The organism is Actinomadura sp. 6K520, from assembly GCF_004349245.1.
Taxonomy (GTDB): Bacteria; Actinomycetota; Actinomycetes; order Streptosporangiales; family Streptosporangiaceae; genus Spirillospora.
In genome coordinates, this window is the sequence record NZ_SMLC01000347.1 from 1 (window position 1) to 2,824 (window position 2,824).

A 2,824-nucleotide genomic window follows, 5' to 3' on the forward strand; every position below is an offset into this window, starting at 1 on the left:
GCCCTAGGCACAGCGCCGCGCCGGCCCCGCCCCCGCGGCCGGGCAGCGGCCGGAGACACGAACGCCGAGCCCCGGCGAGTTGCGATACTCGCCGGGGCTCGGCGTTCAAGCCGGTGTGGTGGTCGCCTCACGGCGAAAGGCACAACGAAGCTCCAGCCCGGACCGCATGGGACCGGCGGTATTCCCCGAAGGCATCAGGTAGAGCCCGGGGGACACATGCCACACCGACCCGTCCACTGTAACGGCTCGCGGGCGGTGCCTCCTCCACCGCACCCCCCGATGTGCCGATCACCTCACCCGCGGGTGTCCCCTTCGCCCGTGCACCGGCCCCGCGGGGGCCGCGGCCGTCACGCCTGCAGGGGGCAGCGGTCCACCACCCACACGTCCTCGTCGTCGCCCGACGCCGCCGGCGGCGGCTCGTCGGTCAGCCGGTCCAGATGCCACTCGATGTGCGCCAGCGGCCCCCGCCACCCCGCCAGCAGATCCGCCAGCGGACGCGGCGGCCCCGGCGCCCCGAACGGCCGCGGATCGGGCAGCTCGCCCTCCCACAGCGCGTCGTCGCAGCCCGCCGCCCAGTGCCCCGCCGCCTCCAGCACCTCCTGCAGATCGCGCGCCAGCTCGCCCAGCGACCGCGGCGCCATCGCGTCCTGGATCATCCGCTCCCGCGCGTCGTAGGGCATCTCCCGGCCGAACTCCGCCGGGAAGCGCGGGCGGCGCCCGTCCAGGACGGGCTCGGCACCGGTCGCGGCCGCGCGGACCGCCGCCACCTGCCACCGCGTCCACTCCGCCAGATGCCCCAGGACCGCGCGCAGCGCCGCCGCGCCGCCGCCACCGCCCGGCGCCGTGGGACACACCTCCGCCGCCGCGTCCCGCAGCCGCGACCGCACGAACTCCAGCCGGTCCAGCGTCCACGCCCGCGCCCGCGCCGCACCCGCCGGGCCGCGCGGCTCCGGCCCCGAAGGGGGACGCGGCATCGGCACCCGCAGCGCCGCCAGCAGCTCGTCCAGGTCGCGGACCTCCGCGCCCCGCCCCGACAGGAACGCCGCACCGACCCGGTCCAGCCGGAACATCCGCGGCCCGTCCCGCATCCGGCACCACCCCACCAGGTACTCGGCGTAGGGGGCGATGACCAGGCCGTGCGCCTCCACGTCGCGGAAGCTGCGCGCCCCCGCCTGATCGGTGTAGGCCAGCCGGACGACCCGCCGGGTCCGGACCGCCTCGGCGAGCGTGTCGCGCACCGGGCCCGTCAGCGACCCCGCCTCGCTCAGCGGCTCGGGCTCGGCCGCGACCGGCAGCGCGTACCCGCGGCCCTGCAGCCTCCGCACCGGCAGCCCGCCGTGCGTCAGCAGCTCCAGGTCGCGGCGGACGGTCCGCGCGCTGACCCGCAGCCGCCCCGCCAGGACGGCCGGGTCCACCGGCTCGGGGGAGGCCGCGCGCAGCTCCGCGATGAGCGCCAGCAGCCGGTCGACGCGATCCACGGTCCCATCGTGACCCCCCGCACCGCCATTCCGCCGCCCCGAGGGGACCCAGATCCCCCCGGGGCAAGGCGAATCGGGCCACCACGGCACCCCCGCGCACCCCCGGCCGCCATCCGGGCCCGGCCGGGGGTTCAGCGTCCCGACAGCTCCGCGGCCAGCCCCTCGAAGTCGGCCGCCGTCAGCGACAGCGCACCGCCGATCGCCCGCGTCTCCTCCGCGCGGCCCAGATGCCGCGTCGCGGCCCGGTCCAGGTAGGCCTCCACCAGCCGCGCGCCGGTCAGCCGCCCCCGCGGGCGCAGCTCCGCCACGTCGCGGTTCACCACCGCCCACGCGTCCGGTCCCAGCCGCAGCCGCCGCTCCCCGGCCAGCAGCCCCACCAGCGCCGCCCGCGCCTCCGGGGCGTTCAGATCCGGCAGCCGCACCGCCCGCAGGTCCGTCACCAGCTCCGGCGACGCCGCCGACAGCTCACCGACCCGGTCCGGCTCGCACGTCGCCAGCAGCGCGGTGTCGTTGACGCCCTCCAGCCGCGCCCGGTAGAGCACCGACGCGTACGCCGGGCCCTGCGACTCGTCCAGGATCAGCGAGTCCAGGCCGTCGAGGAGCAGGACGTGGCCCGCGTGCTCGTCCAGCACCGCGCGCAGCCCGTCGGGGCCGTGCTCGCGCAGGTCCTCGGCGTGCGCGCCGCGGACCTCGCCGCTGGAGGCCTCCACCTCCGCCAGCGCCGCCGCGACCATCCGCGCCAGCCGCCGCTGCCCGCTGGACGGCGCCCCGATCAGCAGCAGCGCCGGCGCCGACGCGCTGGACACCTCCTGCCCCCGCAGCCGCCGCGCCCACTTGCCGCGCCGCCGCACCTCGGTCACCATCCGCTCGATGTCGTCGGCGCCGCACAGGAACCGGGTCCCGTACGCCTCGGCGATCTGCGGGCCGTGCTCGGGGACGGGCGCCGGCGGCATCGGCGGCGGAGGCTCGGACACCGGCGCCGGAGGCGGCGGCAGAACCGCCTGCGGCCCGGCCGCCGGGGGAGGGGGCTCGGGCGGGTCCGCCCGCGGGTCCGCGCCGGGCCACGCCGGGCCCGGATCGAGCTGGGTCTTGAACGCGTCGGTGTCCAGCTGCGTCTCCTGCGGCCGCCCCTGCTCCGGCGCGGGCGGCGGAGCTGGCGCCGGGGCGGGCGGCGTGAACGGCGGCGGGGAGTCCGCGGTCGTCGCGTCCGGCGGCGGCCACCCCGCCGCGGGCGGCTCCGGAGCGGGCGGCGGGACCGAGGGCGGCCCCGGCTGCGCCGCCTGCTCAACCCCGGCCGGCGGCTGCGCCGGGAAGGCCGGCGGCGACACCGGCGGCGACCCGGGGGG

1 protein-coding gene and 1 pseudogene are annotated in these 2,824 nt (G+C 79.2%); both read right to left on the bottom strand.

Annotation, left to right across the window (positions count from 1 at the left end):
- Nucleotides 1-347 precede the first annotated feature (347 nt).
- Nucleotides 348-1,478, bottom strand: a complete 1,131-nt coding sequence (locus E1289_RS37110; protein ID WP_165970782.1) for a WYL domain-containing protein — start codon at nt 1,476-1,478, stop codon at nt 348-350.
- A 131-nt stretch (nt 1,479-1,609) separates the two neighbouring features.
- Nucleotides 1,610-2,824, bottom strand: a pseudogene (locus E1289_RS38730) (hypothetical protein); the annotation flags it as partial.